This window comes from Streptomyces sp. NPDC051020, assembly GCF_040683105.1.
GTDB lineage: Bacteria > Actinomycetota > Actinomycetes > Streptomycetales > Streptomycetaceae > Streptomyces.
On sequence record NZ_JBFBCG010000004.1, the window covers coordinates 152,863 to 175,778 of the forward strand.

Here is a 22,916-nt window from a genome sequence, read left to right on the forward strand (position 1 = left end):
CGGCATGATGCTGATCGGCTTCCCGCTCCGGCCGATGCCCCTTCCCGGTACGACCCGTCCGCCGGCCAGGCGCGGTCGTACGCACGGTCATCGACGGGCGCCCAGCCCGGCTCGGGCCGACCGTCGCTGGTCCGCCGGATCACCCGGAGCCCCTGTGCTGTGCTCCGTTCCTGTCAGTCGGTCGTGGCCGGGATCAGGCAGAAGGGGTGGCCGTGCGGGTCGAGCAGGACGACCCACTGGCCGTCGCCCGGCTGGAAGGCGGGCCGGGTGGCCCCGAGGGCGAGCAGTTCCTCGACCGCGCGGTCCGGGTCGGAGGTGGTGAAGTCGAGGTGCAGGTGCTTGCTCCCCTCGGGCCACTTCGGCGCCTGGTAGCCCTCGACGCGGGCGAAAGCCAGTCCCGCCCCCGTGCCGCCCGCGCTGAGGGAGGCGAAGTCTTTGTCGCTGTAGGTGAGTTCCCAGCCGGTGACCCGCTGGTAGAAGGCGGCGAGCGCGACCGGGTCGGCGCAGTCGACGACCACGGTGGTGAGCTGTTCGAGAACGGGCATGAGAGGACTCCAGAATCGTGAACGACTGGAAGCCGAACGGGCTTCGGTGAGGAGCCTCGCCCCGCAGCCCCGCCCGGGTCTTGAACATCCTTGCGCGGCTGTCAGTCAGACCCTGAGCCACGACCACCGGAACCCGCTACGAGTATCAATGTCAGACCCGGCGCGTAGCGTTCGAAGGGTGCTCACCGCCGTTCCTGTCGCCACGCGCCCCGACTTCGGCATCAGCGCGGTGTCCTGCCGCGCCGACCACACCAGCTGGTCGGCGCCGGAGGTACGTGCCGACTACCGGGTGGTGCTCGTGCGCCGCGGGCGGTTCCGCAGGATGGCCGCCGGCGTTCCCACCGACATCGACACGACCCTGGCCTACGTGGGCGTTCCGGGCGAGGAGGAGAGCTTCGCTCACCCCGCCGGGGGCGACGTCTGCACATCGATCAGCGTGACGCCGCAGCTGTGGCGTTCCCTGGCCGGGGACAGCGCGGGACCGACTGTGCGGACGCTCTGCACCGACCCGAGGCTCGACCTGGCCCACCGGCGTCTCCTCGTTGCGGCCCGCTCGGACGACACCGACTACGCGGTCGCCGAGGAGCTGCTGGGCCTGCTGTCGACGGCGATCGGCCGCACTGCCGCCGGACCGACTCCGCTCGGAAATGCGTCACTCGAGCGCGATCGGAGTCTCGTGGCGGCCGCCCGTGAGGCGATCGCCGAAGGAGACCCGGCCGCGGACACGCTGTTCGCGCTGGCCGATTCGCTCCGTGTCTCCCCGTACCGCTTGAGCCGGGCGTTTCCGCGTCAACTCGGCGTCTCGGTGACTCGCTACCGCCACCGCGTTCGCATCGGCCGCGCCCTCGACCGCCTGGAGGCCGGCGAGACCAGCCTCAGTAACCTCGCCGCCGATCTCGGCTACGCCGACCAGGCTCACCTCACCCGGACCATGCGCCAGTACCTCGGCCACACACCGACCACCCTGCGACGGCTTCTGGCTCCCGCCCCCTGACCGCGGGTATCCCGGGGCGACAGCGATGCCCGGGGCGCGGCGGCAAGACGAAGGCCCGGACCGTCAGACGACCATGCGCCCGCCTTGGGCGGTGGTGGCGATGTGGTCGGTGGTGTTGAGGATCACGGCGGCGATTTCGGGGGCGGTGGTGTGGGCCAGGCTCCCGGTGTTCCGTCTGGCACGGCACCGGCGCTTTCTGGTCCGCAGGATCGGGCAGTCCGCAGTGAGGGCGGCGGGCAAGCATGCTGCACTTGTGCGGGCTTCAGCGACCAGTGGAGCGAAATCCCCGAGGACAGCACATGTCCGGATTCACTGAATCTCATCATCACACTTAACGTAGCGCTCATGAGAACTAACTTTCTGTCACCAATGGTGCGAGGGCTGTCCGCGCTGACAGCCGCCGTGGCCATCGGAGTAACGGCTGCGGCAGGTACTGCCGCAGCCGGCGGGACGTTCCTCGGCCGCCTGCACACCGTGCGCGAGATCTCCTCCACGGTCCCTGCGAACGGCGACGTGAACCCCTATGGCACGGCCGTGGTCCCGCGCGACGCCGGGAAGCTCCACAAAGGCAACGTGCTGGTCAGCAACTTCAACAACAGCCAGAACCAGCAGGGCACGGACACCACCCTGGTCCAGATCAGCCCGCGCGGCACCGCCAAGCTGTTCGCCCAGATCGACCCGGACCATCTGCCCGGCCCATGCCCCGGCGGTGTGGGGCTCACCACCGCCCTGAGCATCCTGCCCGGCGGGTGGGTGGTGGTCGGCAGTCTGCCGACCACCGACGGCAGCTCCGCAACCGCCCAGGCAGGCTGCCTGCTGGTGCTGGACAGCCACGGCAGGGTCCGCAGGACGCTCGCCGGAGGCGGCATCAACGGACCGTGGGACATGACCGCCACGAGCCGCGGCGACCGTACCGACCTGTTTGTCACCAACGTGCTCAACGGCACCGTGGCCGGCGGCGGTGACGAGGTGGACCGGGGCACCGTCCTGCGCATCACCCTCAAGCGTCATGGCAACCAGCCGCCGAAGCGGGTGAAGACCACCACGATCGGCTCGGGCTTCGCCCAGAAGACCGACCCCGCCGCCCTGGTGATCGGCCCGACCGGAGTCGGCCTCGCCAAGGACGGCTCGCTCTATGTCGCCGACACGGTCAAGAACCGCATCACCGTCATCCCGCGCGCGCTGACCCGGAAATCCAGCGCCGGCACTGGCCGGGTCGTCAGCAGCGACTGCAAGCTCAACGGCCCCCTCGGCCTCGCCATCGCCCCCAACGGCCACATCCTGACCGTCAACAGCGGTGACGGCAACATCGTCGAGACCACACCCAGGGGCCGCCAAGTGGCCTTCCGGCAACTCGACAAGAGTGGCTCCCCGCCCGGCGCGGGTGCGTTGTTCGGCCTGGCGGTGGACCTGGACCGTGACGCCGTGTACTTCGTCAACGACGCCACCAACTTCCTCAACGTCCTTAAGTGATCCACGAACCCGCACACGCACCGGGCCGACCCTGCTGCGCGCCGTGAAACGCCTGCACCAGGGAGCCCAGGAGCGAGACGGGTCGCGGCCGGCGCCGACGGGGAGGGCAAAGGCTACGTCTTCGCCTCGCCGATCGGCGGGCCGTTGAGTCCGAACCCCGGCTTCCGTGTCTGGAAGCGGCTTCTCCGGGACGCGGGCGTCCGAGACGACCGTCGGCATGACGCTCGCCCTCTCTGGAACCGGCGTGTCCGGCCGGTGCAACGACCGGCCGGACACGGTGTTACGCGCAAAAGCATCAGGGCCTGACCGTCGCCGGCACCCGGGCAGGAGCGAACGGCTGCGTCCTGGCCTGTGTCGTTGACTTCACCGTCGAGGTACCGGGCCGAACGTGAAGCTCTGAACGTGTCGCTGATGGGCCCTGCGAGGACACCGTCGTTCGCAGCAGGGTGTTTCTGCGCGCCCGCGAGCCCTGTCCTACGGGTGTTCTGGGGACAGGGCCAGGGCGTCGACGGCCTACTTCAGGGCGACGCTGTCTCCGTAGGCGGTTGCGGTGCTCGTCGTGCTTGTGCCGGCGAACGCCCAGCGCCACGTGCCGGCGGAGTTCGCGGTGACCGTCGCCTTGAGCTTGCCGCTGCTGTCGGTGGTCACCTTCTTGACCGTGGTGTAGGTGGAGGAGCCGGATTTTTTGTACTGAAGGGCCACGGCCTGGCCGCTGTATCCGGCGTAGGCGTTGGTGTCCCAGTTGGCCCGGGTGAGCGTTCCGGTCACGGTGAGCGTACGGCCCTTGGCGACCGGCTCGGGGGAGGCTTGAGTGCTGGCGAGCTTGGCGTAGCGCTTCACCTTGACCGGTGCGCTGTCCTCGAGGTCGTAGAAGTCACCGTCCTTGGCGGCGGCCTCGGCAGTGAAGTGCCAGGTGCCGGCCGAACTGTTCTTGAGGTCGTAGTAGTCCGTGCGGTCGGCGTCCAGGGTGAACTTGAAGACGCACTTCCTGGTGGTGGATGTGGGCCGGGTGCAGTCGGCGGAGCCTGCGTGGATGATCCGATTGTCGGGGCTGACCAGCTTGGGACCGTAGATGTCATTGATCCCGGACCTGTCCTGGGCGACGGCCGTGACGGTCAGCGTCTGCGCCGCACTGACCCCGACGTTGACGGTCTTCTTGCTGAAGGACAGTGACGTGAAGACGGTGTCGCCCTTATGGGTGTCGGCATGCGCGGAGGGCGTCAGGAACGAGAGCAGCCCCAGAGCGCCGACGGCGGCGACCGCGGTGGAACGAATGCGCATGTGTCTCCCAAAACGCTGAGCCGGATCTTGTCCGGGTGCGTGGAAGACCTGCGACAGCCGCGGTTGGTTGTACGACGGCAGACGGCGTCCTGACCGTGGAGAGCTCAGCCGCTGTGCCGCGGGCCCGTGGGAAGACGACGATCGGCTGAAGCTGCCGCCACCGCCGTGACAGCACCGGCCTGCACGGAACACCGCTTCCGCGTGAGCGGTCGCCCTTGCGGCTGGCCACGGCACGTGGGGGACGAGCGTGCTGTCACTACCCAGACCGACTCACGGTTGGCCCCGGCGCACCAGGGCCATGCCGGCGAAAGCGCAGGATCTGCTTCTTTGTTTCGATGCCAGTGAAGTCGACCTCAAGGTCGATGTGCCGACCGTCCCCTGGGCTTCAAGATCGACAGTCAGGTCGTTCTCGTCGAGGCTCAAGTCACCTTCGAGCAGCGGCTGGTGGACATTGGCTTGCGATCGAGGAGCCGCGCCAGCAGCTTCTCAAGGCTGGTCTGCGGAGCTGTGGCCACCCGTGCCGCGCTCGCCCGGTTCGCTTCGCCGGTGCTCCTACTCGCCGGAGAGGTCGATCTGGGTGCCCCTTCTCGCGCGATGGCCGAGTTCGCCGGCCCCGAACATAGCGGTGGGCACCGACATGCGTCCCGGCTACCGGTTCAGCAGGTGGTGCATGACGGTTTCGGGGATGGCGCAGCGGCGCATGGCATCCTCGTCGTCCTCCAGGTTCGGGTTCTGCGCGGTGGCGCTGCGCAGAACGGTCTCGGTGCCGTGGATCAGATCCTCGGCCAGCTCACGGGCGAGCACCCGACGCTGTCAGAGGCCTCCGCACGGTCCGTAACGGGCGGCGAGGCGGTACGCGCCGCGCCACTCCGGGCGTTGCGGCGTGCGTCGAGGAAGGGTGATGGACGGTCGAGGGGGGACTGACAGATCCTCATCACGGTGCTTATGATGCCGAGGATGAAAAACAACTCCTCGTACGGATCGGGGGAATCGTTCGCGCAAGGTGAGTGCTGATGGCACATCACTTCGCGAACACGATTCCGGCCCACCAGTTGATGTGGCAGCGCGTGCGCGAGTACGCCGTGCCGCCGTCCATGATCGAGACCGCGACCGCACGGCGTGCGGTCGGTGACTGGGCGGGTGCCTGCGCCGCCGCCCGGGTCGACACCGATCTCGATCTGCGCGCCGTGCGCGACCGCCACGGCACCGAGCTCGTCACCCACCTTCGTGCGGATCTGCGTCGGCTGGCGCCGGATCTGCTTCGCTGGCACATGCCCCGGATCGCCCCCGACGGATGGCTCCGGCCCGGCCTGACCATCTCCCTGAGCCGTTACCGGAGTTCCGGAGCCACGCCGTTGCAGCTAGTGGTGCGGACACCGCCGGCCTGGGCGGACGCCGGACAGCGGATGTCCCTGGCTCTGTGGGAGCAGTCCGGGATCGGCGCTCCGAGGCACCATCCGCACCCGCATCCCGACCGGCGTTTCCGGCTCGACCTGCACCGGCATCTCTGGGACTCCGGGCGGTGCGGCGAACTGGCGTGGCGGTGCGGTGCGGGCGGGGCGCCGTTCCTGGCGCCGCCCGTCCGGCCCTACACGCTCGCCCGGCCGGACGTGCCGGACCTGCCCGATCGGTCCGCCGTCCACGACTGCTCGTGGGCGTCGGCACGGTGGGCCCCCGAGGCCGAGCTGCTGCTGGGAGCCGAGGGTCGCCCTCGCGGGGCCTTCACCGTGCGGCTCGGTACGCGGAGCCGCGCCGTGCTCGAACTCGTCGCTCCCGACGACAGTCATGCCCCGACGTTTCGGCCGCTCCGGGAGGCGCTGCCGCCGCAGGAGGTCGCAGCGCTTCCGGTGCTGCCAGAGGCGGCGGCCAGGGTCCTTCCGGATCTGGAGTTGCTGCGGGCCGGGCTGGTCGTGTCCGATCGGCTGCATCCGCTCGTCGCCGCAGCATTGGCGGTGGCTGCCTCGGTGCCGGCGGCAGGTTCGGGACCTGCGGCCGGCACCGCCCCCCAGCCCGGCGACCCGCACCGGGTGGAGTGCCGGGGCGAGGTCCACCGGATCGCGCTGCGGGACGGGGCACTGACGGCGATCGATCACGCCCCGGCACAACTGCGCCGGGAGGAGCTGCTGGTGGCGCTCGGCGGGCCCTCGCTGCCCTGCTTGCAGGCGATCGACGCGGTGCACCGCGAACCCGAGGCACTGCCCGCGGTCCGGGAGCGGCTCGGCCACGGTGACGTCACCGGGGCGCTGAACGTGGTCGAGGGGTTGCTCGGTCCCGGTGCGGTCCTGCGCGACGGGCCGCTCCGGGAGGAGCTGGAGTCGGCTGCGGCTCGCCGCATCGACCACGGACTTTTCCGCTCGGGGCTGGTCGCCGTGCACCCCGCTGCCGGTGCGGTCGGGGGCGGGAACGCCTCAGGCTTGGGGCACGCGGAGCCGGGCCACCGGCTCCGGCTCGATCGCCGTACGCCTGCCGCAATGCGCCTCAAGCGGAGCAGCCGGGCACGGCCCCGTACCGGCCTGACCTGACCCTGATTACCGGGCGATCGTCTGACCGGCTGCCCCACCTACGTCTCGCGCTCGCACTGCGCGTTCCGCGCCGCACAACCCCACCACCTTTGGGACGCACCGTCCCGTTCCGTTCCCTCATTCCACCCCAGGTGATGCCCATGACCTCCAGTACCCTCCTGCCCGCCCCGCTCCCGGCCGTCGGTGCGCCCGTACCCACCCCCGCCGACGCATCCGGAACCGGAACCGGCGCCCACCTCGCCCTCGCCGATGACCTCCTGGCCCTGCTGCGGACGACCACCACCGAGCCGCGCCCCGACGAGCAGCTCGAAGCGCTCACCCTGGCTGTCGCGGCCGATCTACCCGTGCTGTTGTGGGGCGAGCCGGGCATCGGCAAGACCGCGGCCCTGACGCAGCTCGCCGCATCCCTCAACCTGCCGCTGACGACCGTGATCGCCAGTGTCCACGAGCCGACCGACTTCTCCGGGCTGCCCATCGTCGGCGACGACCCGACGGTGCAGGGGGTGCCCATGGCGCCGCCGCAGTGGGCCGTGGAACTCGTCCGGGCCGGGCGGGGGTTGCTTTTCCTGGACGAACTCTCCACCGCCACCCCGGCCGTCCAGGCCGCGCTGCTCCGGGTTGTCCTGGAACGGAGGGTTGGTGCGCTGCAACTGCCGTCGGGAGTACGGATCGTGGCCGCCGCCAATCCGCGCGCGTCGGCGGCGGACGGGTGGGAGCTGAGCCCGCCGCTGGCGAACCGGTTCGTGCATCTGTACTGGGTGCACGACCGGGAGGTGGTGGTGCGCGGGCTGGGCGGGGTCTGGCCCCGGGCGGAGCTTCCCCGGCTGGTGCCGGAGCGGCTGCCAGAGGCGGTGGCTTACGCCCGGCGCGCAGTCTGCGGTTTCTTGCAAGCCCGGCCGACGCTGATCCACCGGCTGCCGAGCACCGAGACGCGGCGCGGCGGTGCTTGGCCCTCGCCCCGGAGCTGGGAGGCCGCGTTGACCCTCCTGGCCTTCGGCACGGCGGCCTCCGTCTCCCGGGAGGTGCTGGCGCTGCTGGTGAGGGGCGCGGTGGGGGACGGGCCAGGGCTCGAACTCCTCGCCCATCTGGACCGGATGGAACTGCCGGACCCGGAGTCGTTGCTGGCCGATCCGGCCTCCGCCGAGCTGCCGGCGCGGGGCGATCTACGGCAGGCCGCGCTGGAAGCGGTGGTGGCCGCCGTAGGGGCGCGGCCGCAGCGGGCGCGGTGGGAGGCGGCCTGGGCGGTGCTGGTCCGGGCACTGGAGACCGGCGTCCCGGACCTGCTGGTCGCCCCGGCGACGGCGCTGGCCGCGCTGCGGCGCGACGACTGGGAGGTGCCGGAGGAGGTGGAGCGGCTGGCCGGGGTGATCGGTCTCGCCCGGCTGGCGGACCAGTCGGTGGGGCGGGCCGCGGCGATGGCCGACGCCGAGCGTACGACGGGGGCGCGCCGATGACGGGGGCCGCGGAGCGCCCAGGCCCGCACCCAGTGCCGCGCCCGATGTCCCGGCCCTCGCCGCCGCGCCCGGTGCGGGCCATCGTGCCGAGGCTGCCGGCTGGCTCCGGTGGGCCGTACGGCCGGCCCGGACTCCCCCTGGACATGGAGAAGTTGCTGGCCGCTCGGCTGCATGCGGTGAAGGTCCGTCCCTACCTGGCCGGCGCACTCTTCGCGCTGCACGTGATGGAGGACCGTTCAGTGCCGACGATGGCGGTGGACGCGCACTGGCGCTGCTACGTCTCCCCCGGCTACGTGGTGCGCACCCCAGTGGAGGAGCTGGCGGGCGTCTGGGTGCACGAGATCTCCCACCTGCTCCGAGACCACCACGGGCGCAGCGAGCGGTATGCGCGGGAGCACGAGGAGCACGGGCCCGGCGAGCGGCTGCGGCGGAACATCGCGGCCGACTTCGAGATCAACGACGACATCTACGGTGACGGTCTGCCCCTGCCTGCCGGGGCGGTGCTGCCGTCGCTGCTGCGGCTGCCCGACGGGCTGCTGATGGAGGAGTACCTGCGGACGGCATCGATGTCCGGGCTCGGCGCTGACCTGGCCTGGCTGGACTGCGGAAGTGGTGCCGACGGGCAGGACCGGCCGTGGGAGCTGGGGCTCGACGGGGCATACGGGCTGAGCAGGCAGCAGCGGGACGCGGTCCGCTTCCGGGTCGCCGAGGGGATCAAGGGCCGGCCGGGCGACGCTCCGGAGGGATGGCGCCGGTGGGCGGACGAGGCGTTCCATCCACCGCAGCCGTGGCGGCAGTTGCTGGGGGCGGCGGTCCGCTCCGCGGCGGGTGCGTCGGGAGTGGGCGAGGACCACAGCTACCGGCGTCCGTCCCGCCGATCGGCCGCTGTTCCCGGGGTGCTGCTGCCGAGCCTGCGCCGTATGCCGCCCCGGGTCTGCGTCGTGATCGACACCTCAGGGTCGGTGAGCGACGCCGAGCTGGGCAGCGCGCTGCTGGAGGTGGCGGCGATCTCGCGAGCGGTGGGCGGGCGGCGCGACCTGGTATCGGTGATCTCCTGCGACGCGGCGGCCGGGGTCGCCGTTCCGCTCTGCCGCGCCGAGAACATCGAACTGGTCGGCGGCGGGGGAACAGATCTGCGCTCCGGTTTCGCCCGGGCGCTCCGCTCCCGGCCCCGCCCGGACGTGATCGTCGCTCTGACGGATGGTCAGACGCCCTGGCCCTCCGCGCAGCCACCCTGCCGCACCGTCGTCGGTCTCTTCCCCCGCCCAGCGAGCGCAGTGGACGAGGAAAATCCCGACTACGTCCCGGACACCCCGCCGCACTGGGCCCGCGTCGTCACCATCAGCTGAGAAAGCGCAGTGGCGCGGCACCACGACCGGGACGCTGTTCGTGCGGGTACCTGACTGCTCATTGGCCGATCCTTGTCAGCTCGATCCTCGGAGACTCCTGAGGCCGACGCTGCCGTGGCCGAGACGGCGCTGCGTCAGCGCCGCCCGGTTTGAGCAGGGCGGCCAGTGTGGCGGTGCGCTTGTCGCGGAATCCGATTTCACCGCCGGAACGGCCGTACTGGACGCCGTAGATGGTGAACGCGTGCATATGGCAGTTCTCCCAGCCCATCGCGGCCTGGATCACGGAGTGAAGCCGGTCCAGGCGGATCGAGGCGGGCACCAGCAGCTGCCGCCAGACCCGGAAATCGTCCACGTCGGCGAGCTCGACGAGGATCCGCAACACCGCGTCGCCGGGCTCGGGCTCGCCGCGCATCCGGGCTGTCCCGGTGCATCCGTCCGCCGTCAACTCGGCGTGTTCCTCCGTGAGATGGACAACGCCCAAGGAGGCGAGGGCCTTCAGGACCCGTTGGACGGCGTGGTCGTTGACGGTGCGCAGATGCCCCAGACGGTCGGGGGACAGGTTGTCGAGCACGTACAGCGGGCTGACCGCTTGCCACACCACCTCGTACAGGTCACTGAGTGGTACCGGGGCAGTGTTCGCGTACAGCCGCTGCAAGCGAAGCCGGGTGCGCCGACGGTGTGCCGACCACGCGCGGACGGGCCGCGCTGACCCGGCCACCGCACCTGACCATTCCTCAGCTGTGGCAACGCTGGCTGAACAACAGCCTCCTGGACGATTTCTCCCGCGTCGAGGAGATCAAGGGCCAGCGCTCGGCGAACGTCCTGACCGCCGCCAAACCGCGCCGCAAGCTCGTTCCCAGTGCGTCGGCGGATTGCCCTCTCACCGTATGGGCCCCTGGACCGCGCGCATGTCGGCGTGTGCGCACGCTGCTCCGGGGAGGCGTAGGCGACCGTCATGCCGCCCGACGGCACCAACACGCTGACCCCCGGCGCCGTTTCGAGGCCCGCCGGGGCCACGGCGGCCTTGGACCGGGCGAGGCCGAAGTCGGTGATCTTCGCGGCGCCCGCGCCGTCGAGCAGCACGTTGGCCGGTTTCACGTCCTGGTGCACCAGATCTCTGCGATGGGCGTGCTCAAGCCCGCGGGCCGCTTGGACCGCCGTTTCGAGTACACGGGCGAGGACCTGCCGAGCGTCCCGGCATAGAGCTGGCCCTCGCCGATCCACTCGGCGAGGCTGCCGCCCTCGACGTACTCGGCGAACACGCGCGGGACACCATCGATCACCCGCACGTAGTGGCAGGCGCAGACGATCACCCGCACGTAGTGGCAGGCGCAGACGATCACCCGCACGTAGTGGCAGGCGCAGACGTTCGGATGCAGCCCGAGGGGCACCCGCGCCTCGGCTTCCCTGACGAACAACTCCTGATCGCCGGGGCGGCGGAACAGCTCGGGCCGCGAGCTCTTCACCGCCATGTCGATGCCCCAGGCGAGATGCCGGACCCGATGCACGATGCCCATTCCGCCCCGGCCGAGCTCACCGATCACCCGATACCGACCGTCGACGGTCCCGCCGGACGCCCAAGCGGCTGACGTAGGTGCGTTCACTGCGATTCCCCCCTGCTGGTGACGACCGGCGCCGGGGTCGGCTCGTGACGGCATTGCCGTGGACGTCCCTTCCGCCGCCGAGGCGTTCACGGTCACCGGGGATGTAGAAGTCGCCGCGCACAGCCGTCAGTTGACGTCTCCGGCCCCACGCCGGATGCGGAACTCGCCTGCGGGCCCGGATCCTCGTCCATTCCTGTATTACGGTACTGGAGTGTGCGGGCCTTGCTGGGGGAGAGTTGTTGAACGCTCGAATTCTGGTCGCGGAAGATGACGAAAAGCAGTCTCGACTGATCCGGATCTATCTGGAGCGCGAAAGCCACGCGGTGCAGGTCGTGGCCGACGGTCGTGCGGCGCTGGAACGGGCCCGTTCGGTGCAGCCGGATCTTATCGTTCTCGATGTGATGCTGCCCCTGGTCGACGGACTGGATGTGTGCCGCATCCTACGTACCGAATCGGATGTTCCGATTCTGCTGCTCACCGCGCGCTCGACCGAGGAGGACATGCTTCTCGGCCTCGACCTCGGCGCCGATGACTACCTCACCAAGCCGTACAGTCCGCGCGAACTGACCGCACGGGTACGGGCGTTGCTGCGCAGGTCCAAGAGGGGCGGCAGCGCGGTGGAGCCCGCCGTGCTGCGGGTGGGCGAGGTGGAGCTGGACATGGCACGCTTCGAAGTCCGGGTGGCGGGGCGGCCGGTGGCACTGACCGCGAAGGAGTTCGCGGTCCTGGAGACGCTGGCCCGTGAACCGGGCCGGGTCTTCACCCGGGCGCAGATCATCGAGCGCGTCTTCGGTTTCGACCGGGATGTCCTGGAGCGGACCGTCGACGCGCACGTGATGAACCTTCGACGGAAGCTGGAGACGGACCCGAGGCGGCCCCGCCATCTGGAGACGGTTTACGGGCGGGGCTACCGCCTCGCGGACGGTGGCGGCTCAGCCTCCTCCTGACCTGCCGCCATGGCCCGAAGCCGCGGGCAGGGTGATCGTGAACGTCGTACCGAGCCCGACCGTGCTGTGCACGTCGATCCCCCCGTCGTGGTCGGTGACGATCTGACGCGCGATGGACAGCCCCAGCCCGCTGCCGCCGGTCGCCCGCCCCCGTGACGGATCCGCCCGCCAGAAGCGGTCGAAGAGATGCGGCAGGTCCTGTGCCGATATCCCTTTGCCGGTGTCCCGGACTTCTACGACGGCCTGCTCGCCGCGCCGGATCAGAGCCAGGGTCACCGTGCCACCGGGCCCCGTGGCGTGCAGCGCGTTTCCGATGAGGTTGCCGACGACCTGGCGCAGCCGGTCCGGGTCGGCGGTCACGTACACCTGGCACGGCGCCTCCAGCTCCACCGCGACGCCCGCCGTCTCGGCCTGGGCACGATGGGCGGTGCGGCCGGCGTCGAGCAGCTCGCGCAGATCGACCTCGCGGCGGTGGTACGTGAGCGCCCCGGCCTCGGCCAGGGCCAGGTCCTGCAGGTCGTCCACGATCCGTTGTTGGAGCAGCGCCTCCTCGTGGAGGGAGTCGAGCAGGTCGGGCGTCGGTTCGACGATCCCGTCCCGCAGGGCTTCCAGATAGCCGCGCAGGTTGGCCAGCGGGGTGCGCAGCTCGTGCGCGATGTCCCCGGTGAGGCGGCGCTGGCGCTCCTCGCCGGCCTGGATGGAGTCGGCCATGCGGTTGAAGGCGCGGCCGAGCTGTGCGATCTCGTCCCGCCCGGAGACGGGGACGCGTCGCCCCAGATCGCCCTCACCGAGCCCCTTGGCGGCGTGCGTCATGGCCCGGACCGGGCGAAGGACCGCCCGGCTCAGGAGCAACGCGCCGAGGACGGTTGCGAGGGCGACTCCGATCGCGACGGCGACGGTGGGTGCGGCGGCGAGGCTGGGCGGGGACTCGTTCCGGTAGCCGAGGTGGATTTCCAGGCGGGGCGGGGCGACGGAGGCGGTCCGCTCGTTGAAGACCCGCTGGAGGCAGGGGGTGAGGGGCTGTGCGGAGTCGCAGGCGCGGAGCGCGTCGAGATCCTGCGGGGTGTGCGGGTCGGCCCCGCGGGGCGGCTCTGTGCAGTGCGCGGGCCGGCCATCCGTGCTGATCCGGGGAATGCCCAGGTCGTCCTGCCGGGCGGTCACCTCGGCGCCCACCCGGGTCAGGCAGGCAGCGTACGCGGCCGAGGAGCGGTAGTTGGCGATCGCGGTGGCCGCCAGCTTGACCGAGAGCCGGGGTGTCTGCCCGTCGGGGAACCGCAGGACGGGCCGCGCGTCGACCAGTACCGGGGGCCGGCTGCTCAGTGGGCGGGGCCCGCGGCCCGCGAGGGCGTCGGAGTCGGCGAGCGGGGCGCCGGTCTCGGTCACGACCCGGATGCGCTGCCCGGTGGCCTCGGCGAGTTCGCCCACCGTCGGTGCAAGCCCGTCCCAGGTGCCGTGCGCGAATCCGTACGTGCGGAGTTCACCGGTGATCAGGGAGACCTCCCGCTGTCCGGCGCTGACGGTCTCCTGGACCTGACGGTTCGCCTGACGCAGGGTGAGCCAGGCGGTGGAGGCGGTGGCGGTCAGGGCGACCAGCATGAGCAGGCCCAGGACCCGCAGCCGGAAGCTCATCGCGTTCCCCTTGTCCTGGCTGTCGGGACGCGTGCGCTCAACGGGGCTCCTTCGGTCGGGTTTCCCCAAGTGCGGGATGACGGGATATTTCGGCGTGCGGCTCGGGCCTGCTCGGCAAGAGCGCCGATTCGGCCGGTACGCCGCAGGAATGTCCGATTCCGCCCTGAAGTCAATTCCGGTCCCCAATGGAAGGAAAGTGGCCAGTTGGCTGCGGAATGCTTACTTCCGCACTGTCGGCCTGTGAGGGTACCTACACCTCTCGCATCCCGATGGATGCGGTGGCAGCACCGTTCGCTCCGGTGCCTCCCGGTACTGGGGTCGCACTACTAACGAAACGACACATGGGGGTACAACTTGAAGCGTCGACTCGCAGCGATCATCCCTGCCGTCGCCGTGGCTGCCCTGGCCGTCCCGATGGTCACCGCCACCTCGGCCTCCGCGCACGCGTCCTGCGGTACCACGGTCAGCGACAAGGACGGTTCGGCCTGGGGCGTCTACGCCAACGGTGCCAACGAGCGCAGCGGCTCCAGCACCGGCTGCGGGATCAATGGCCTCGCCGACAGCAACGACAGGCTCGACTACCACTGCTACACCGTGGGCAGCGACGGCCACACCTGGACGTACCTGCGCGACGAGAACGGCACTGGCGCCGATGTATACGGCTGGGTCCGTGACGACCTGCTGAGCAACGGCGGCAGCTACGTCTACTGCGGCTTCTAGCAGCACCGGGGAACTGCCGGCCGAGCCGGAGCAACAGCACACCAGGGGCGGTCTCGTGCGAGGCCGCCCCTGCCTCGTGCGGCACCGGAACGGACACGGGCCCGCCGCCGTTCCGCCCACACCCGCGGTGGTGGCCCCGCCCATCCCGCTCACCTCTCTCCCCACCCGCCGCGGCCGGGCCTGTGGCCGGCGTTCCCGTGGCCGTACGGCTCAGGAGCTGGACAGCGCCTCCGTCGGCGACAGCTTGCTGGCCCGCACCGCCGGATACAGTCCGGCGGCCATGCCGATGAGCAGGGTCGATCCGATGCCGGCCGCGCTCGCCCAGGCCGGGACGACCGTCGGCCAGCCGCGGCCGACGGCGTACCCCGCCGTGATCAGGGTTCCGAGCACCGTACCGCCGAGCCCACCGATGAGGGACAGCAGCAGCGACTCCGTCACGAACTGCGTGCGGATCTGACCCCGGGTCGCCCCCAGGGCCCGGCGCAGACCGATCTCCGGCCGGCGCTCCAGGACCGAGATGACCATCGTGTTGCCCACACCGACCCCGCCGACCAGCAGAGCCACTGCGCCGAGGCCCAGCAGCAGGCCGGTGAGCGCCGACTCGGTGGCTTCGCGGGCCGCGAGGGCGTCGGAGGGCCGCGAGACCCGGACCTCGCTCGGCTTCTCGGGGTATGCCGTGGTCGGCAGCACCGCCCGTACCGCCGCGACCTCACTGTCCTCGGTGCGGACGTAGACCATGGAGGGGTGGCCGTCGAAGCGGAGGTATGTCCGGGCCGCCGACCAGCCGACCAGTGCCGCGCTGTCGAGTTCCGGCGCGAGCGGTACGGGATCGAGGACGCCGATCAGCGAGAACCAGCGGCCGCCGATCAGGACCCGGGTTCCGGAGGTGTACACGTCGAGCCGCTGGGCGGCCGTGGCACCGAGCACGACAGCCGGGTACTTCTCCGTCGCCGCGTCCAGCCAGCGGCCCTCGCGGACCTTGCCGCCGACGGCCGGGAGCAGGTCCCGGTCGGCCGCGAGGACGTCGAGGGAGCCGGTGCGGCCGATGGCGATGTGGTCGTTGCGGTAGATGTGCGCGCCGGTCGCGCCGGTGGCGGCGACCTGCTGCGCGGGCGGGATCCGGCGGATCATCGGCACGGCCTCGTAGGGGAGTCTGGCTTTCTCGCCGGCCAGGCTCTGGCCCGGTGCGACCCGCAGGAGGTTGGTGCCGAGCGCGTCGAGGCGGCGGTTCACCTCGGCCTGCCCGGAGCCGGAGATGCCGACCACCGCGATCATGGCGGCGACGCCGATGGCGATGCCGAGCGCGGAGAGAAAGACCCGCAGGGGCCGGGTCCGCAGTCCGGTGCCGCCGAGGCGTACGACGTCGGCGGGCCCGAGGCGTGCGGCGCGCAGCCGTGACCGTGACCGCTCCGGGACCGGAGCCCCGGCGTCCGAGGACTCGGGGCCCGGGGAACGGAACGGCGGGGTCTCCGGGGCCGGACCCCGGGCGTCCAGGGAGCCAGCCGCTGTGGGACGGGAGTCCGGGGTCTGCCAGGAGGAGTTCGTCGTACGGTCCTTCACCGGGGTGCCCCGATCGTCGTGCTGCGGGCCGTGTCGGCGACCAGGCGTCCGTCGCGCATCTCGATACGGCGGGGGAGTTCGGCCGCGATCTCGCGGTCGTGGGTGATGATCACGACCGTGGTGCCGGCCGCGTGCAACTCGCGTAGCAGGGTCAGTACGGCGGCACCCGACGCGGAGTCGAGGTTGCCGGTCGGCTCGTCCGCCAGCAGGACGGACGGTTCGCCGACCACCGCGCGAGCGACCGCGACCCGCTGCCGCTCGCCTCCGGAAAGCTGCTGCGGCAGGTGGTGGACACGGTGGCTGAGCCCGACCCGGGCCAGCGCGGCGGCCGCCCTGGCCCGGCGGCGGCGCATCGGGACGCCCGCGTAGAGCAGCCCGTCTGCCACCGCGTCCAGCACGGGCACGCCGACCGCCAGGTGGAACTGCTGGAAGACGAAACCGATCCGCGTGGCCCGCAGCGCGGACACCTCCCGGTCGGACAGCTTCGCCACGTCGTGGCCGTCGACCAGCACCCGCCCCGAGGAGGGGCGGTCGAGGCTGCCCATCAGGTTCAGCATGCTGGACTTTCCTGAGCCCGACGGGCCGACGACGGCGACGAGTTCCCCGCGTCCGATCCGCAGACTCACGTCGCGGACCGCGGCAACGCCGCCCGGATACGTCTTGCAGACCGCGTCGAACTCCAGAACCGCCGGGGACACACCGCTCACGCGATCCTCACCTTCATGCCCTCGCGGATCGCTGTGCCGCTCACTTCCACGTTGCCGTCCGCGAACAGCCCCGTCTTCACGGCGAGGAACCGGCCGTCCTCGGTTTCCAGGCCGTACCCGCCCTCGGCGAGGGCGACCAGCGCGGAGACCGGAACGCTCAGTACGTCCTTGGCCTCGCGTCCCACGTACTCGACCGTCACAGGGCCGCTCTCCAGCCGCCCCAGGGCCTTCTGGTCCTGGACGGTGATGGTCACGGGGATCGTCGCGTCGGCCTCTCCCGATCCGCCCTCGCTGCCACCCCCCTCAGGCGTGCTCGCCTGCTTCCCCACCGACGCCACCTTGGCCTGCACGGACTTGCCATTGGGCAGCTTGACCCGGACGTTCGTGCCGCGCACCGCCCAGGCGGCGTCCGCGGCCGAGGCGCTCACGACGACCTTCCGCGACGTACCGGTGTAGGCCAGGGTGTTCTCGCCGGCCGCGGAGCCCAGGCGTGCCCCCGCATGGCCGATCCGCACCTTGCCGGAGGAAGAGATGACGTCCCCGACGCCGACAGTCCCGGACTGGGGCAGCCCGAGCGACTTCTGCCAGCGCTTGACCGCTTGGGCGGTGGCGGCGGTGAACCTCTCGTCCACGGTGAAGCCGGTGTAGCCCAGAGCCGCCAGGTTGGACTCGAACTGCATGACGTCCATGCCTCTGAGCTCACGCGGGGCCTGAGTCGAGCCGGTGTCCCCGCCGGTTCCGGCGCCCCCCGGCGCCGGTGACCCGGAGGGGCTCGGGGACGTGCCGTCCGCGTTCTTCTGCTGCTGGGCGTCCGAGCCCTGGTCACTGTCCTGGGCGGTCAGGCCGAGGTCCCGGTACATCGGCAGCGTCCCGTACATGAGCACGACCGGCCGGTCGTCGACGCGCAGCAGCGTGCCGCCGCGCTCGACCGTCGCGCCCTGCTCGGGCAGCCAGGTCACGGTACCCGTCGCCTTGACCGGCAGCGGGACCTCCGTTCCATAGCTCAACTTGCCATCCACCGCGGTCCGTTCGGCCAGTGTGGTCCGGGTCACCGGGACGACGGAACCAGAGCGGGGCGGCGCGCTCGGGCCCTTGTCCTGGCCGCCGCCGAGCCCCAGTGCGCCGACCACGGCGACCGCCGCCACGCCGACCACGGCCGAGGCGATCAGCGCCGTACGCCGGCGGTGCCGGCGGCGCGGCGGAGGCGGCAGGGGGGCCGTCGCGTGCGCGTCATCGATGTGCGTCACCGTCTCGGCCATGATCAGCCCTTGCCGGCCGGCGGGTTGGTCGGTTCACCGATGATCGGGGCGCAGACGCGGGTGGCTCGCCGGGCGCCGGCCGAGCTCTGATCCCATCCGGGTTCACCGGAGTTGTCGTCGCGGCTCCCGTTCGGATCCGGGTCCGGGAAATCGGGGGCGCCGTTCTTCTGCATGCAGGCGGCATAGTCCCGCTGCTTCTTCATCTGCGCGGGAGTGAGTTTGGGCTCGCTGGGCTCCAGGTCCTGGGGAACCGTAGCGTTGAACTTGGCACACTTCTTGCTCGCGTTCATGAACTTCGGGTCCTTCTTCAGGGCCAGGCCCTGGCCGGACATGTCGACCTGTCCCTTGGAGTCCGGGTCGGGGAGGTCGACCCCGTTCGTCCGCATGCACGCGACCCACTTGCGCTGGCTCTCGACGTACGCCGCCACATCGTTCCCGCCACCCTGACCGCCCGTCTTACCAGCCGATGCGGCCGAGCCGCCACCACCGGCCGTCGGGAGCTTCGAACCGCCGTCGTCGCTCCCGCAGCCGGTCAGCGCGAAGACCATGACCGACGCCGCCGAGGCCAGCAGTACCCAGTTCGTCCTCATCGCTTTCCCCGCTCCTCCTGTCGGGCCCGGCCGCAGACACGGCGGGCAGGCCGACCGTAAGCCGGAGATGATGAAGAACCTTTGAAGAACCTGTCAGCCGATCATGCGCACTGCAGCTCTTCCGGATCCCCGGGCGCCGCCGCGTTCGGGACCAGAACTGAGACCAGGCGCCGGTCATACCCGCGACCGTCGGTACCGCTCGCTCCGGTACCGACTGCCATGCCGGCTTGCTCACACCTGGCCGTAGAGGCTTGTCAGGTCGACGAGTTGAATGCTCGGTGAGGTCTCAGAAGCTGTTGTTTCCGGACTTGAGGACGACGTTTTCGTTGGTCAGACATAAGGGTGGTGATTCCGTGGGAGTCGTGGCCTGTTGTGTTGTCGCTCCCCCGGAGATCGCGGATGCCGTCGGTTGTTGGACTGCTGGAACAGCACGAGCTCGCCGCTCGCCGTCGGGTTGACGGGCTGCGTGAGGAGGCCGACCGCATCCAGGCCGAGCTGGCCGTGGCTGAGCAGGAATGGCAGGAGTGGGCGATCGCTCGCAGGCGGGTCGATACGGTGCTGGCTCCGGATGGCGGGAGCCTCTGGACATGCCTTGCGACGGCATCTGGACGAGCTGCTCGTGGCATTACAGTGCCAACCACCATCGCCCGCTCGCCGAGTTCATCACCCGCATGCAGTCGTCCGTACACGAGGACGGGCTGTTCGGCGCGGAGTTCATGATGCCTGTCACCCAGCGCCAGCACCTGATCGAGCACTACACGTCCCCCGAGAAGCTCAGGCGTCACTTCATCGGCGACTGGGACGTTCTGCTGACCCTGCGAACGAATGAGTTCGCCGAGCGAGCCCACATCGGCCAGCTCCAGGACCACACCCACCGGATGGGTCTGCTCCTCGCGGCCCGCACCCCCTCATAGTGCAAAGGAAAAGCCCATGAAGCACGAGTACGAGGCCAAGTTCCTCGCCATTGACGTCGCCGGCCTTCAGGCCAAGCTGACCGCTCTGGGCGCCGCCCAAGCGTTCCCGCGCACCCTTCTCACCCGCAAGATCTTCGAGAACGACGCCCTCGAAGGAGGTGCCTGGGTGCGGCTGCGCGACGAGGGCACCCGATCGACGCTGACACTCAAGCAGGTCACCGACGCCACCACGATCGATGGCACCACCGAGATCGAAACCGAGGTCACGGACCTGCACGCCATGGCCGAGATCCTCCGCAGCCTCGGCATGCGCGAGGTCCGGTATCAGGAGAACTACCGCGAGGAGTGGAGCCTGGGCGAGGTCGCCTTCGACTTCGACACCTGGCCGGACCTCCCCACCTTCGTCGAGATCGAAGGGCCTGATGAGGCATCGGTCCGGCAGGCAGCCGCACTGCTCGAACTCGACTACTCCGAAGCCCGGTTCGGCAGCGTGGATGAGATCTACAAGAGCGAAGCCGGCCGCGACATCCTGGCCGAACCCACCCTCCTCTTCGCGGATGCCGACAAGAGTGAGGCAGCCCCAGTGGCCGCCCATGGCCACTGACCTTGAGGGCTGAGCTGTGCTTATGGAATTGGCCGTACCACACCGGGTGATACCCGGGGTCGCCGAGTTCGCTCGTGGTGGTCTGCCCGCACCGGCAGGTACCGACGACGGCAACCACTGGATCGACGGGCTTTGCCGGCTCTACTGCGTGCAGAAGTGGACGCGTGTCCTGTGGATCGGTCCCGTGAGCGTGGCCGGTGCCCAAGCAGCGATGTACGCCTGCGGCCCCTGCAGCCGGGCACTTCAGGAGCAAGTCTGGTAATCCATCGTTCTCAACGATGATCCGGTTCGTTCGACGCGGCCCGGGATCCCCACTTAAGCAGAGCCGGTTGGCGGACGTCGGGCGGGGAAGCTGCTGCTGCGTGTTTTGGGGTTCGGTTCTGCTGGATGAGGGCTCCTGCGGTTGTGGTACGCCGCTGTCCAGAGTCGTTGATGTCGATGCTGCATGTCAGGCGCTGGTCTGCCGGGCCATCGGACTCGGCGGTATCGGTGCCGCTGTCACGCCGAGTCTCTGATGGCATTGCGGCAGGCCATGCCACACGGTTTTCCGCCGAATCGGCAATCCAAAAGGGCGCCGCTTACGTAACCGAATTACAGCTGCAACCTGGGATAGGTCCCTGGTCGGCTGGTTCCCGTGCAGCGGGGATCTTGGATGCGAGACGTGCTCCTCGCCCGCGCGGGGGCGACGCCCACGACCGTGCCGCTCCCTTGCGGCCGCGGTCATCCGTTCCGTGCCGACAGGACCGCGTAGGCCCGGCCGCACGGGCCGACGCAGCGGAAGGAAGAGTGCATTCATCATGCGAGCAAAAGGCGCTAGGCGTCTCGTTGCGACGTCAGCCGCCATTCTGATGGCCGGCGGCGCTGCGATCGGCGCGGCCGGCACGGCAGCGGCTGCAGCCCCTGCCGTGCACACCCATGTGACCACCAGCCGGTGCTTCGGCGACGACTGGGGCTGCTTCGACCACGGCGGGTTCCGCTTCGGCCATGGACGCTTCGACCACCGATTCGGCCACCGATTCGACGGCGGACTCGTCGTGATCATCGTGCGCCTGTAGTGGTCGCCGTCGGCACCCAAGGGGGCGCGCTCATCGCGGGCTCGCTCCAATCGCGGTGCTCGCCCCTCGCCCGGTCTCATGCTGCGTCGAACCACGCGCCAACGGCGTGGCCCAGGACCCATCGGAACCAGGAACCGCCTGCGGGCGGTGAGCCGGCGAGAGGCAGACCGCGGCCTGCAGGACTTCCGCGATCTCGAGTGGGTGCTCGCCGTCGATCAGTGGCTCGGCGCCTGGTCCGGACTGGGGAAGCACACCGATCACGTGCTCACCGGAGCATCCCATGGATACGAAGAGTTACATAGCGAAGGTTTACAGGCACCCGACTCCTACCCCTGCGGAAGCGGCAGAGCGAACCACCGCCGTGCTGGGGTCGTCCCCCGCCGACTGGGGACTTCTGCTCATCCGGCTGACATTCGGACTGCTGATGGCCGGGCACGGCGCTCAGAAATTGTTTGGGATTTTCGGTGGCACGGGCCTGACGGCGACTGGCACGGGATTCGCCACCCTCGGCTACCGACCGGGGAAGATCTTCGCCGCGATCTGCGGTCTGTCCGAATTCCTCGGCGGCCTCGGTCTGGCCGCAGGGCTGCTCACCCCGCTCGCTGCCGCCGCCCTGATCGGCGTGATGATCAACGCCATGGCATCCGTGACCGGTGCCCACGGCCTGTGGGAGACCAACGGCGGTGTGGAGTACAGCGTCTGCATCGCTGTCGTCGCCTTGGCCATCGCCACCATCGGTCCCGGGCGCCTGGCCCTGGACCGGTTCTTCCGTTGGGGTGCCGGCGGCTGGGCCGAGGGGGCCTTTGCCCTGGGCCTCGGCGGAATCGCCGCCGCCATCGCCCTGAGTCTCTGAATCGCCTTCCGGCGGTCAGCCGGCAACTGTCCATCGCTTGATCACGGCGGGGGCGCTGTAGGGGGCCGGCCAGATTCGGAGGTATACCTGCTCAATGGCCTCGGGGGCGTCGTACCCTTCCTCGCCCGGCTGGCGGACGTTTGCCAGGTTCGCCCGCGACGCACGGACCCGCACGAAGCCCTTGGGGACTTCGAAGCGCGCAGCGTCCGGTAGGTAGTCGGTGCAGCCCAGAACCGCGATGCGGCCGGTAGGCACCTCGATGCTCGCTTCCACCACGTGGTCGAAGGCGTCGCTGTCGTCACCCGGCGGATGGTCGAGCAGCTCGACCGTCACCGCGACGTGCGTGTTGACCTCGGTGCCGATGCCGATCGTCTGCTCCGATACGGCGAGGGCGTCCGACACCGCCTCCTTCGTCCACGCCTCGCCCAGATCGTCTTCCGCGTCGTCGTCCATCACGTGCAACTGGAAGTAGTCCGCGAAAAGCCGCAGTTGTGTGGTTGTCACCGGCCGATGGACCCTCTCTCGATCTTCTTGCTGGTCAACGTCTCGTGCGACTCTTCAGACGCTCGCTGCGAGGCGGCGTGCGGTGTCGAGCCAGGGCGTGGGTTGCAGCCCGTCCTCGGCCATCATGACCTCCTCCTCCCACCAGCCGGTCCCGTCCAGCCAGGAGATCAGCCACTGGGCCACGGACGGCGAGTCCAAGAACCACGCGTCGGCCCATTCGTCAAGGCCGGCGTTCGGCTCGACCCGGTCCTCGTCGTGCGCCAGCAGGTCGACGACGTCGGGTGGCAGGTTCTTCGCGCGCGGCACTGCGGCGGAGCATCACGTGCACGGAGGTGGCGCAGCGGCGCAAGTT

The 22,916-nt window shown here is 70.3% G+C and carries 23 protein-coding genes and 2 pseudogenes; 12 read left to right on the forward strand and 13 right to left on the reverse strand.

Going from position 1 to position 22,916, the window contains the following annotated elements; all coding sequences use genetic code 11:
• Positions 1-173: 173 nt before the first annotated feature.
• Positions 174-545: a VOC family protein gene (locus AB0N06_RS04075; protein WP_366133186.1), complete on the reverse strand. Its 372-nt coding sequence runs from the start codon at positions 543-545 to the stop codon at positions 174-176.
• A 178-nt stretch (positions 546-723) separates the two neighbouring features.
• Between AB0N06_RS04075 and AB0N06_RS04080 the strand changes: the two genes are divergently transcribed.
• A complete protein-coding gene (locus tag AB0N06_RS04080; RefSeq protein WP_366133187.1) occupies positions 724-1,539 on the forward strand; it encodes an AraC family transcriptional regulator in 816 nt (271 codons plus the stop codon).
• Between the two features lie 63 nt (positions 1,540-1,602).
• Here AB0N06_RS04080 and AB0N06_RS04085 read toward each other — a convergent pair whose 3' ends face one another.
• Entirely contained in the window at positions 1,603-1,779 is a 177-nt protein-coding gene (locus AB0N06_RS04085; protein ID WP_366133188.1) for a hypothetical protein, read from the reverse strand.
• Between the two features lie 105 nt (positions 1,780-1,884).
• On the opposite strand from AB0N06_RS04085, the gene AB0N06_RS04090 reads away from it, so the two are divergent.
• Entirely contained in the window at positions 1,885-3,012 is a 1,128-nt protein-coding gene (locus tag AB0N06_RS04090; RefSeq protein WP_366133189.1) for a hypothetical protein, read from the forward strand.
• Positions 3,013-3,525: 513 nt separating this feature from the next.
• Here the strand turns inward: AB0N06_RS04090 and AB0N06_RS04095 are convergent.
• Positions 3,526-4,293, reverse strand: coding sequence for a calcium-binding protein (locus AB0N06_RS04095; RefSeq protein ID WP_366133190.1), 768 nt, complete (start codon positions 4,291-4,293; stop codon positions 3,526-3,528).
• A gap of 510 nt (positions 4,294-4,803) precedes the next feature.
• Between AB0N06_RS04095 and AB0N06_RS04100 the strand changes: the two are divergent.
• A pseudogene (locus AB0N06_RS04100) lies at positions 4,804-4,905 on the forward strand (alpha/beta hydrolase); the annotation flags it as partial.
• A gap of 36 nt (positions 4,906-4,941) precedes the next feature.
• Here the strand turns inward: AB0N06_RS04100 and AB0N06_RS04105 are convergent.
• Positions 4,942-5,097 carry a hypothetical protein gene (locus tag AB0N06_RS04105; RefSeq protein ID WP_366133214.1) on the reverse strand — a complete coding sequence of 52 codons (156 nt, stop codon included), beginning with the start codon at positions 5,095-5,097 and terminating at the stop codon, positions 4,942-4,944.
• Positions 5,098-5,306: 209 nt separating this feature from the next.
• Between AB0N06_RS04105 and AB0N06_RS04110 the strand changes: the two genes are divergently transcribed.
• The 3 genes from AB0N06_RS04110 (at position 5,307) to AB0N06_RS04120 (ending at position 9,618) form a co-directional block, all read left to right on the forward strand.
• Positions 5,307-6,815, forward strand: a complete 1,509-nt coding sequence (locus tag AB0N06_RS04110; protein ID WP_366133191.1) for a hypothetical protein — start codon at positions 5,307-5,309, stop codon at positions 6,813-6,815.
• 140 nt (positions 6,816-6,955) lie between these two features.
• Positions 6,956-8,269, forward strand: coding sequence for a MoxR family ATPase (locus AB0N06_RS04115; RefSeq protein WP_366133192.1), 1,314 nt, complete (start codon positions 6,956-6,958; stop codon positions 8,267-8,269).
• 143 nt (positions 8,270-8,412) lie between these two features.
• Positions 8,413-9,618, forward strand: a complete 1,206-nt coding sequence (locus tag AB0N06_RS04120) for a VWA-like domain-containing protein (RefSeq protein ID WP_366133193.1) — start codon at positions 8,413-8,415, stop codon at positions 9,616-9,618.
• A gap of 58 nt (positions 9,619-9,676) precedes the next feature.
• On the opposite strand, the gene AB0N06_RS04125 is transcribed toward AB0N06_RS04120, so the two are convergent.
• A complete protein-coding gene (locus tag AB0N06_RS04125; protein ID WP_366133194.1) occupies positions 9,677-10,273 on the reverse strand; it encodes a plasmid pRiA4b ORF-3 family protein in 597 nt (198 codons plus the stop codon).
• 335 nt (positions 10,274-10,608) lie between these two features.
• Positions 10,609-10,842 (reverse strand): annotated as a pseudogene (locus AB0N06_RS04130) (protein kinase); the annotation flags it as partial.
• A gap of 619 nt (positions 10,843-11,461) precedes the next feature.
• Here AB0N06_RS04130 and AB0N06_RS04135 point away from each other — a divergent pair.
• Positions 11,462-12,169 (forward strand): response regulator transcription factor, encoded by a 708-nt coding sequence (locus tag AB0N06_RS04135; protein ID WP_359109529.1) that lies wholly within the window; start codon positions 11,462-11,464, stop codon positions 12,167-12,169.
• On the opposite strand, the gene AB0N06_RS04140 is transcribed toward AB0N06_RS04135, so the two are convergent.
• The gene (locus AB0N06_RS04140; protein WP_366133195.1) at positions 12,155-13,798 is read right to left on the reverse strand and encodes an ATP-binding protein; all 1,644 of its coding nucleotides are present in this window, start codon (positions 13,796-13,798) and stop codon (positions 12,155-12,157) included. The two genes, AB0N06_RS04135 and AB0N06_RS04140, sit on opposite strands and share 15 nt — an antisense overlap.
• 354 nt (positions 13,799-14,152) lie before the next feature.
• Between AB0N06_RS04140 and AB0N06_RS04145 the strand changes: the two genes are divergently transcribed.
• Positions 14,153-14,518 (forward strand): SH3 domain-containing protein, encoded by a 366-nt coding sequence (locus tag AB0N06_RS04145; RefSeq protein ID WP_366133196.1) that lies wholly within the window; start codon positions 14,153-14,155, stop codon positions 14,516-14,518.
• Between the two features lie 210 nt (positions 14,519-14,728).
• Here AB0N06_RS04145 and AB0N06_RS04150 read toward each other — a convergent pair whose 3' ends face one another.
• The 4 genes from AB0N06_RS04150 to AB0N06_RS04165 form a co-directional block, all read right to left on the reverse strand.
• The gene (locus AB0N06_RS04150) at positions 14,729-15,910 is read right to left on the reverse strand and encodes an ABC transporter permease (protein ID WP_359109652.1); all 1,182 of its coding nucleotides are present in this window, start codon (positions 15,908-15,910) and stop codon (positions 14,729-14,731) included.
• 164 nt (positions 15,911-16,074) lie between these two features.
• Complete coding sequence (locus AB0N06_RS04155) at positions 16,075-16,785, reverse strand: ABC transporter ATP-binding protein (RefSeq protein WP_245766674.1); 711 nt, start codon at positions 16,783-16,785, stop codon at positions 16,075-16,077.
• Positions 16,782-18,044: a peptidoglycan-binding domain-containing protein gene (locus tag AB0N06_RS04160; RefSeq protein WP_366133197.1), complete on the reverse strand. Its 1,263-nt coding sequence runs from the start codon at positions 18,042-18,044 to the stop codon at positions 16,782-16,784. The genes AB0N06_RS04155 and AB0N06_RS04160 overlap by 4 nt, the downstream gene beginning before the upstream one ends.
• Before the next feature lie 2 nt (positions 18,045-18,046).
• Positions 18,047-18,634, reverse strand: coding sequence for a hypothetical protein (locus AB0N06_RS04165; protein ID WP_359109523.1), 588 nt, complete (start codon positions 18,632-18,634; stop codon positions 18,047-18,049).
• Between the two features lie 671 nt (positions 18,635-19,305).
• Between AB0N06_RS04165 and AB0N06_RS04170 the strand changes: the two genes are divergently transcribed.
• From AB0N06_RS04170 to AB0N06_RS04185, 4 genes are all read left to right on the forward strand, one after another.
• A complete protein-coding gene (locus AB0N06_RS04170; RefSeq protein WP_366133215.1) occupies positions 19,306-19,548 on the forward strand; it encodes a hypothetical protein in 243 nt (80 codons plus the stop codon).
• A 16-nt stretch (positions 19,549-19,564) separates the two neighbouring features.
• Positions 19,565-20,152: a class IV adenylate cyclase gene (locus AB0N06_RS04175; RefSeq protein WP_366133198.1), complete on the forward strand. Its 588-nt coding sequence runs from the start codon at positions 19,565-19,567 to the stop codon at positions 20,150-20,152.
• Between the two features lie 848 nt (positions 20,153-21,000).
• Positions 21,001-21,207, forward strand: a complete 207-nt coding sequence (locus tag AB0N06_RS04180) for a hypothetical protein (RefSeq protein ID WP_366133199.1) — start codon at positions 21,001-21,003, stop codon at positions 21,205-21,207.
• A gap of 280 nt (positions 21,208-21,487) precedes the next feature.
• Entirely contained in the window at positions 21,488-22,060 is a 573-nt protein-coding gene (locus AB0N06_RS04185) for a DoxX family protein (protein ID WP_366133200.1), read from the forward strand.
• 15 nt (positions 22,061-22,075) lie between these two features.
• Here the strand turns inward: AB0N06_RS04185 and AB0N06_RS04190 are convergent, their stop codons facing one another.
• Together AB0N06_RS04190 and AB0N06_RS04195 are read right to left on the reverse strand one after the other, a co-directional pair.
• Positions 22,076-22,513 (reverse strand): hypothetical protein, encoded by a 438-nt coding sequence (locus tag AB0N06_RS04190; protein WP_366133201.1) that lies wholly within the window; start codon positions 22,511-22,513, stop codon positions 22,076-22,078.
• A gap of 105 nt (positions 22,514-22,618) precedes the next feature.
• On the reverse strand, positions 22,619-22,870 hold the full coding sequence (locus AB0N06_RS04195; RefSeq protein WP_366133202.1) for a hypothetical protein: 252 nt from the start codon (positions 22,868-22,870) through the stop codon (positions 22,619-22,621).
• Positions 22,871-22,916 lie beyond the last annotated feature (46 nt).

Bases quoted from the DNA above. Each gene is read 5' to 3' on its own strand.
- AB0N06_RS04095 (WP_366133190.1), bottom strand. From the start codon at position 4,293: ATGCGCATTCGTTCCACCGCGGTCGCCGCCGTCGGCGCTCTGGGGCTG.
- AB0N06_RS04110 (WP_366133191.1), top strand. From the start codon at position 5,307: ATGGCACATCACTTCGCGAACACGATTCCGGCCCACCAGTTGATGTGG.
- AB0N06_RS04170 (WP_366133215.1), top strand. From the start codon at position 19,306: ATGCAGTCGTCCGTACACGAGGACGGGCTGTTCGGCGCGGAGTTCATG.
- AB0N06_RS04165 (WP_359109523.1), bottom strand. From the start codon at position 18,634: ATGAGGACGAACTGGGTACTGCTGGCCTCGGCGGCGTCGGTCATGGTC.
- AB0N06_RS04115 (WP_366133192.1), top strand. From the start codon at position 6,956: ATGACCTCCAGTACCCTCCTGCCCGCCCCGCTCCCGGCCGTCGGTGCG.
- AB0N06_RS04160 (WP_366133197.1), bottom strand. From the start codon at position 18,044: ATGGCCGAGACGGTGACGCACATCGATGACGCGCACGCGACGGCCCCC.
- AB0N06_RS04175 (WP_366133198.1), top strand. From the start codon at position 19,565: ATGAAGCACGAGTACGAGGCCAAGTTCCTCGCCATTGACGTCGCCGGC.
- AB0N06_RS04190 (WP_366133201.1), bottom strand. From the start codon at position 22,513: ATGGACGACGACGCGGAAGACGATCTGGGCGAGGCGTGGACGAAGGAG.
- AB0N06_RS04120 (WP_366133193.1), top strand. From the start codon at position 8,413: ATGGAGAAGTTGCTGGCCGCTCGGCTGCATGCGGTGAAGGTCCGTCCC.
- AB0N06_RS04185 (WP_366133200.1), top strand. From the start codon at position 21,488: ATGGATACGAAGAGTTACATAGCGAAGGTTTACAGGCACCCGACTCCT.
- AB0N06_RS04180 (WP_366133199.1), top strand. From the start codon at position 21,001: ATGGCCGGCGGCGCTGCGATCGGCGCGGCCGGCACGGCAGCGGCTGCA.
- AB0N06_RS04075 (WP_366133186.1), bottom strand. From the start codon at position 545: ATGCCCGTTCTCGAACAGCTCACCACCGTGGTCGTCGACTGCGCCGAC.
- AB0N06_RS04090 (WP_366133189.1), top strand. From the start codon at position 1,885: ATGAGAACTAACTTTCTGTCACCAATGGTGCGAGGGCTGTCCGCGCTG.
- AB0N06_RS04140 (WP_366133195.1), bottom strand. From the start codon at position 13,798: ATGAGCTTCCGGCTGCGGGTCCTGGGCCTGCTCATGCTGGTCGCCCTG.